Below are 5,334 nucleotides of genomic sequence, written 5' to 3' on the forward strand. Positions count from 1 at the left end.
ATTGCCCGCCTGCACAACCTCACCCTCGCAGGCTGACGAAGAACCAGGCAGGTCAATCGGCACCTCGTAGATCATTTACGGGACAGCGCTTAGGCAAGGCCTGGCCGGAGGCGGCCGCATTCGCTTCCGCCTCTATCCCGTCATCGACCACATCGCCGACAAGATCTGCGCCATGGACGAACGCCACGGCGAAGGTCAGTCGTTGATCACAATGATGTCGACAGTGAACACGGTCAACACCTCGCCCGGCGCCCAACTCTCAGTGGCGATGACCTGACTCGTCCCGGGTTGGCCGGTGAGAAACACGGCTTCGGCGCTACCGTCCTGGCTGGCGCTGCTCGGGCGCGGCTGCAGGACGTCCGTGTCGGACGAAACGGGGACAGCCCATATTCCTGAGGGACCATCGCTGTTCAGGCCGACCGATACCTCCACGCCACGGGGGATCATGAGGGTCCTCCCATTGTCAGCCTCGGTGAGATAAAGATGCCGATGGGTCGTGACCGGACCAGAGCCGGATATCTCCGCCCGAACAGCCGGCGCGGCCGCAGCGGCGCCGCCCGCCGCCAGGATCAGACCGATTGCGAGTGGAGCAACGGCTACCTTCGCGAGCGCGGCTCCTGCCACAGCCCGTCGTGTAACTGGTCGCATGATGCAACTCCCATCTGGTTGAGGTGCTCAGGGCCCCGAAGTACCCACTGCACTGTTCCCGTCCCAGGAGTGGAAGGTTGTGGGGCTTGCGCACCCACCGCAATCCGGACCCGGTTGCCCGTTCAAGCAGCGGCCCGACCGGCCAGGCCGTCCCCCAGACAAAAGAGGTGGGCGGCCGGTCACCGCGCACCGCCTGGCACAAGGCGTGGTCGGCCAGCCTCAACGCCAAACGACCTGAACCTTATGGGTGGACGTGGGCTCTCGCCCGTAACTCCGAAAGCCCCGGGACCAAGCTTTGGCCGCCACACAGGAACCAGAGGAAAGCAGGTTCGCGACAGGCGACCCGCACGAACGGAACCCTTAAGGGTCCGGTGCACCGTGGGCCTCGACGGCTATCACGGCGCCTGGTGGATAGCGCACGCCACCGAACTCCCCGCGAGGAGCGGCAGCCCTTCCGCGCCTTCTAGGCTTATCTCCAGGGCACCACCTGACCCACCTCGGGCCCCGCAAGTTCAACGGCGAGGAGGACTCTTCCCTCCACCAGCTTCGTCGTGGACGACACCGCCCTGACGACCGGCTGACTGGTTGACCGGCGCGAGTTGAGCACCCGGTCCCGCACGCGGAAACCGTCCGCGTGCGGGACGCGCTGTTTAGCCCGGCTCCTGTTGGGCGGGTCGCCAACTGCTCTTGGTGGGCCCCGCAGCATGAGTCCCCGTGTCCACACTCCGGGGGACGCCTCAGCGGAACTCCGGTCCACGAGCCAGCGCCCCCCTCCGTGCGTGCCGAAAACAGGAGGAAGGGGGCGCCGGCCCTGCGTGGACGCAGCGAAGTGCTGGACTGGCATCTTCACTGCCTGCCTCCCCCAGCCTGTGGCCTCTGATCCCCGGCCGCTACTGGTGGGCGCAAATGGGGGGTGCGCACACACGATCTCGCCGGGACGACGGGCCGTATTGGGCTTGATCCGTTTTGACGGACATCCGAGATCAGGGGTTCGGCCCCGGGAGGATGCCCATGGTGGAGAGGAGCCAGGTGGCGCAGAGAACGTTCGCGAGATGGGTCTTGTTCTGACCTTGGCAGGGGGTGCGCCGCAGGCGGGTGCGGCGCACGGCCTGAGAGATGGTGCCTTCCACCCTGGCTCGCGCGTCATAGCGCTGTTTCCACTCGTCGGTCTGTTGCTCCGCGCGTCGTTGTTCGAGGATCTGTTGCTGCTCTTGGGGCAGCAGGGTCAGGCTGCGCCCCCACTTGCCGTTGGCTGCCTTGGTGCACCTCGATCTCGGCGGGCACGGGGCGCAGCCGGCGCTCGATGCCGTAGTGGGCGTCGGTGTCATAGAGCGAGGACAGCTGGTCTCTGGCTGGCGGGAGGCCCCCCTTGCCCTCCCGCGAGCGCACCTGCCCGTCCCGGTGGTACTGCTCCCTCAGGCCCGGCGCAGGATGCGCACCGCAGGGATCCCGCCCAGCCAGGCCAAAGCGGTCGTCGCGTCGACGGCGTCCAGGAGCACGAACCCGTTGCGGCCGACCTGTTCGGCCCGTTCCCGGCGGACGTCTTCCCCTTTCGGGAAGTGGTAGTAGTCGACCTTCGCCCCATAGCGCTCCATCCGTGCGGTGCTGATCAACGGTGTCAGCCAGTCCGGGGCTGCTGCGCCCAGCGCCTCCAGCGCTGCCCGCAGCGTTTCACCGACCCACTCCATCCGGTTCGGCGTGCGCACCGCGGCCAGCACGTGAGTGGAATCAGTGCGCTGCCGGCCACCTGCCCGCAACAGTGCTGCATCGGACAGCCGGTAAAGGATCACCTCCAGAACCCGTTCTTCCAGCCCGTGCTCGATTCAGACGGGAGCGGAAATCTTTCAGGACGGTGAAGTCGAACCCGGATCATCCAGCTCCAGCCTCAGCAGAAACATCTAGTCCATACGGGCCCGCACCTGGTCAGCGGCGTGCCGATCGGAGAGTCCTGCGGCGTAGTGCAAGACCGCCACCAGTGCCAGGGCTCCTGGCGAGATGGCGGGCCGACCCCGGTCAGGAAGGCCTCGGCGAAGTCCTCGTCGGTGAAAAGTACGCCGACTTCCCGGATCCGAATGGCCAAGGTCCCCCTTGGAAAACGAGGCCCAGACCACCCGGGCCGTCAGCACGGAGTCCTTCAGTCCCGAGAGGATGTCAAGCGTGCTCCTCCCCGGTGGCCAGGACGGTGAGGCCGGCTGTGAAGAGGCGTGCGCAGCGTTGCGCCATGGCCTGGGGTGACTGGTCGGGGTGGTGGACCCACCAGCGGACCAGAGCGGTGCACAGTCCGCGCCAGGCGTATTTGAGGGCGTCGGCGTCGAGCGGGTCGTACGACCCGGCCGCGTGTAGGAGGTCGGCGGTGCCGATCGCGGCGAGCTCGTCGATCGCGGCTCGGTAGTCCGCCGCGCGCTGTGCTGCGTCGCTGTTGCGCGGCACGGTGGGGTCGTAGAGGACAAACCATGCCTCACGCTGCCCTTCCAAGGCTTTGAAAAGGGCGTTCAGTACGCGCAGTGCGGCCGGCTCGTCGGTGGTGTGGTCTGTCATGGCGGTGCGGACGGCGTTGAGCAGCCGGTCGCCGATGGGGGTCAGGCAGGCGAGGTAGAGGTCGTGTTTGCTGCCGAAGTAGTGGTGCAGCAAAGGCTTGGTCACCCCTATGCGGGCGGAGATGGCTGCCACGGTGGTGGCCTCGTAGCCATGGCAACCGAACTCCTCGGTGGCCGCGGCCAGGACCTGTCGTTCGCGTGCAGCTCTGGGCACGCCCTTGGTGCCGGCCCTGGAAGGGGACGTTGTCATGAGCTTGATATTACCCTAGGGTAATTTTCCGTTGGGTAAATTAGATGGTCCCTGGGAGCACACGATGCCTGCCGCCCCGTCCGACCCTGCCGCCGCCCGCACACGCTCCTGGTGGGGCTGGGGATATACCGAAGAGCACCCGGACGACGCCGAATGCGTCGCCATGGCTGCCCTGCTGCCCGGCACCCTGGCCCGCCCACTGCCGATACCCCAGTTTGGCGACCTGCACATCGGCAGCCCCGGCGTGACCCCCCCGAATTCGCTGGCGCATCGGGTCACCGCCGACCCCGAAGCACGCGCGGCCCACGCCATGGGCAAGGCGTACCGCGACGTCATGCGGTCCCTACGCGGCCGCCCCGGCCGGATCCCCGACCTGGTCGCCCACCCGGCCAGCGACCAGGACGTGGCCGACTTGCTGGACTGGGCGGGCGAGCATGATGTGGCCGTCATCCCCTACGGCGGTGGCTCGTCGGTCGTCGGCGGAGTGGAGTACCGCGGCGCCACCCACCGGGCTGTGCTCTCGCTCGATCTGACCGCGATGGACCGGGTCCTGGAGATCGACAAGGCCGGCCGCTCGGCCCGTATCCAGGCCGGTGCACTCGGTCCCGTACTGGAGCAGCAGCTGCGGCCCCACGGCCTGACCCTGCGCCACTTTCCGCAGAGCTTCGAATTCTCGACCCTCGGCGGCTGGCTGGCCACCCGGGCCGGGGGGCACTACGCCACCGGCCCGACCCGCATCGACGACTTCGTGCAGTCCCTCAGCGTGGTCGCCCCTGCCGCGGCCGGAGCGACGTGGCGGTTGCCCGCATCCGGCGCCGGGCCGTCTCCCGACCGCCTGTTCCTCGGCTCCGAAGGCGCGCTCGGCATCATCACCGCGGCGTGGATGCGCCTGCAGGAGCGTCCGCAATACAAGGCATCGACGTCGATGACGTTCGCCGACTTCCACCGGGCGCTGGAAGCGGTGCGCGCCCTCGCCCAGTCCGACCTCGCCCCGGCCAACTGCCGTTTGCTCGACCCCGGCGAGGCACTGCTGTCCGGCGCTTCGCGCGACGGTTCCACCGTCCTGGTCCTGGGTTTCGAATCCGCCACCGGCAGCGTCGACGACCGCCTCGCGAACGCCGTGGACATGGCCCGCGCCCACGGCGGCCGCGGCGGCGCGCCGACGGCGGACCGGGACGCCCCGGCGAACGCCGCCGTGGGCGCCTGGCGTTCGACGTTCTTGCGCATGCCCTACCTGCGCGACGGTCTGGCCCGCATGGGCGCCGTCGTGGAGACCTTCGAGACCGCCGCCACCTGGGACAGAATTCCTGCGCTGATCGATGCCGTCCGCACCGAGGTCGGCGCCGCCGCTGCGAAGGCCACCGGACACCCGGCCACCGTCAACTGCCGTCTGACCCATGTCTATCCCGACGGCGCCGCCCCCTATTTCACCGTGGCCGTCGCCGGCCGCCCCGGCGCCGAGGTCGAGATCTGGGACGACATCAAAGCCACCGCGGGCGACGTCCTGCACCGCTTCCAGGCGACCGTCACTCACCACCATGCCGTCGGCCGCGACCACCGCTCGGGCTACGACCGTCAGCGGCCGGAGCCGTTCGCGGTGGCGCTGCGGGCCGCCAAGGACGCACTGGACCCCCGTCGCATCCTCAATCCGGGTGTCCTGATCGACTGACAGTGAGGATTGACCATGGCACCGCCCGGAGGTCTGACTCTCCGACTGACTGACGCTTTGGCTGTCATTGGTTCGAATCGTCGGCTTGCCGGGCGATGCCGCTTGGCGCGTGGCCGGCCGGGTGACTGTGACCTGATAGCGCCTCTGTGTGTCAAGCGGCCTGAGCGAGATGGTTCCGTTGGTCGCGTTTCATGATCCGGTAAACCACGTTGGACAAGCGCCGTTTGAGA

Annotated in this window: 5 protein-coding genes; 1 reads left to right on the forward strand and 4 read right to left on the reverse strand. The window is 68.2% G+C overall.

Annotation, left to right across the window (positions count from 1 at the left end; translation table 11 throughout):
• Positions 1-195: 195 nt before the first annotated feature.
• The 4 genes from ACGFYN_RS47710 to ACGFYN_RS47725 all read right to left on the reverse strand — a co-directional run bounded on the left by ACGFYN_RS47710 (position 196) and on the right by ACGFYN_RS47725 (position 3,435).
• Entirely contained in the window at positions 196-624 is a 429-nt protein-coding gene (locus ACGFYN_RS47710) for a hypothetical protein (RefSeq protein ID WP_393872221.1), read from the reverse strand.
• Between the two features lie 1,007 nt (positions 625-1,631).
• The gene (locus ACGFYN_RS47715; protein WP_393872222.1) at positions 1,632-1,976 is read right to left on the reverse strand and encodes a transposase; all 345 of its coding nucleotides are present in this window, start codon (positions 1,974-1,976) and stop codon (positions 1,632-1,634) included.
• An 87-nt stretch (positions 1,977-2,063) separates the two neighbouring features.
• On the reverse strand, positions 2,064-2,438 hold the full coding sequence (locus ACGFYN_RS47720; protein WP_393872223.1) for a hypothetical protein: 375 nt from the start codon (positions 2,436-2,438) through the stop codon (positions 2,064-2,066).
• A 361-nt stretch (positions 2,439-2,799) separates the two neighbouring features.
• The gene (locus tag ACGFYN_RS47725; protein WP_393872224.1) at positions 2,800-3,435 is read right to left on the reverse strand and encodes a TetR/AcrR family transcriptional regulator; all 636 of its coding nucleotides are present in this window, start codon (positions 3,433-3,435) and stop codon (positions 2,800-2,802) included.
• Positions 3,436-3,499: 64 nt separating this feature from the next.
• On the opposite strand from ACGFYN_RS47725, the gene ACGFYN_RS47730 reads away from it, so the two are divergent.
• Positions 3,500-5,104, forward strand: a complete 1,605-nt coding sequence (locus ACGFYN_RS47730; protein WP_393872225.1) for an FAD-binding oxidoreductase — start codon at positions 3,500-3,502, stop codon at positions 5,102-5,104.
• The last annotated feature ends 230 nt before the right edge of the window (positions 5,105-5,334 follow it).

Origin of the sequence: Streptomyces sp. NPDC048419 (genome assembly GCF_043200415.1) — a bacterium.
Taxonomy (GTDB): Bacteria; Actinomycetota; Actinomycetes; order Streptomycetales; family Streptomycetaceae; genus Streptomyces.

Coding starts and splice junctions, on each gene's coding strand:
- ACGFYN_RS47715 (WP_393872222.1), bottom strand. CDS start 1,976: ATGACACCGACGCCCACTACGGCATCGAGCGCCGGCTGCGCCCCGTGC.
- ACGFYN_RS47725 (WP_393872224.1), bottom strand. CDS start 3,435: ATGACAACGTCCCCTTCCAGGGCCGGCACCAAGGGCGTGCCCAGAGCT.
- ACGFYN_RS47730 (WP_393872225.1), top strand. CDS start 3,500: ATGCCTGCCGCCCCGTCCGACCCTGCCGCCGCCCGCACACGCTCCTGG.